We start from the raw sequence: 1,424 nt of genomic DNA, 5'->3' as shown, positions 1-1,424 counted from the left end.
TTTTTGCAGTCAGTGATCATGGAAAACAACGATATAAAAACCAATCTTTTTCACTCTAAGGTTATGAAATTAAAAAGGTTATGTCAGTCTGACTTCGAGATGACCCTTGACCGATCATAAACATCGTTGGGTAAGATTCAACAATGCATATTAGAGGTCAGGGAAAACAACGATAGAGCTTCTTTCACTTTTTGCAGTCAGTGATCATGGAAAACAACGATATAAAAACCAATCTTTTTCACTCTAAGGTTATGAAATTAAAAAGATTAAATCAGTCTAGCTTCGAGATAACCTTTGACCGATCATAAACATCGTTAGGTAAGATTCATAAATCCATCTGAGAGGTCAGGGAAAACAACGACGTCCCACTTTCATTGAGCTGTCTGAAATTGTTTTTAATATTTCTGATTAAGATGTTTTTGATTAGACAACATCGTTGAGACTGGTGAAATTGTTATTGTGCTACGGGGCTACGGCAGACATTTTTATGAGTGAGACTTATATTAAGAACGAGGCTAAGGCTAAAAGCAGTGATAACGAGCAAGTCGGCTCAAATGATAGTGACATTGCGCTAAATGGGTTTCTTGACTTGCTTGAGCACGATATCTCTAACAATCCTGACAAGTAGGTTGAAGAAACTGAGAACCATAAAAAAGAGCTGGAAGAGGTAATTGGTGACTATCAAGTTGATCTCGAAGGTAAGTATTAAAAACAATCTTCATTTGAACCTGCACAGCATAAAGCTGTGCTATTTAAGCGGCATGCGCCGCAGTAACGAGTGTTGGGCATCATGCACTATAGCTTTCTTGCAGTGTATTCTCTAATTCTTTACCGAGAAGAATCTCAAAGTCAGTGAATAAAGCTATGGGGCGACGAGCATTGCCTTTCTCCTCGAACTGAATAAATCCTTTTGATGATAAGAAGTCGAGTTTTCGTGACAGTTCGCGGATATGATGACCGCTAATCTCCGCAAGCTCAGATAGGCTGTCAGGCTTTTCTTTACTCATTAGAATCATTAGCTCGATATTTTCATTACATAGCAATTTTGAGGCTTCATCTAGTGATGTGAACCAGAGTGATGGTATATGTTTGTTATGAGTGGTGTTGCCCGCAGCCACATTAATCATGTGTCTGCGAATAAGGTCTTCCGACATAATACCAATGCGAGCTTTCATTACTATCTTTCCAGAACGAAACAATAAACATAAGAAAATCCTAGTGTATACAATGCTATTCTGAAAGAAAAAGTGGATAGTTATATTCGCTATACTAATGGACGTCACTTTCATGAGCAAAAGGTCAAGAGAAACAATGATATCCTAGTTTCATTGAGTCCCTTTAAATTTAGCAACCCTAAGGTCTACGAGCGATCTCTAAAAGCAAATTACTATGGTCTAGGAGTGATCCTCTCCTAGATGGGTATG

General features: G+C 38.1%; 1 protein-coding gene. It reads right to left on the bottom strand.

The window, feature by feature from the left end:
- Positions 1–788: 788 nt before the first annotated feature.
- A complete protein-coding gene (locus R7F07_RS13060) occupies positions 789–1,175 on the bottom strand; it encodes a transcriptional regulator (protein ID WP_029838646.1) in 387 nt (128 codons plus the stop codon).
- Between the last annotated feature and the right edge of the window lie 249 nt (positions 1,176–1,424).

It is taken from the genome of Vibrio sp. YT-16 (assembly GCF_033337405.1).
GTDB classification, from domain to species: Bacteria; Pseudomonadota; Gammaproteobacteria; order Enterobacterales; family Vibrionaceae; genus Vibrio; species Vibrio alginolyticus.
Note: the sequence above shows the minus strand (reverse complement) of the source record. Positions and strands in the feature narration are given on the sequence as shown.

What these genes read in the sequence shown, in the direction of transcription:
- R7F07_RS13060 (WP_029838646.1), bottom strand. Translation starts at nt 1,175, where the DNA reads ATGAAAGCTCGCATTGGTATTATGTCGGAAGACCTTATTCGCAGACAC.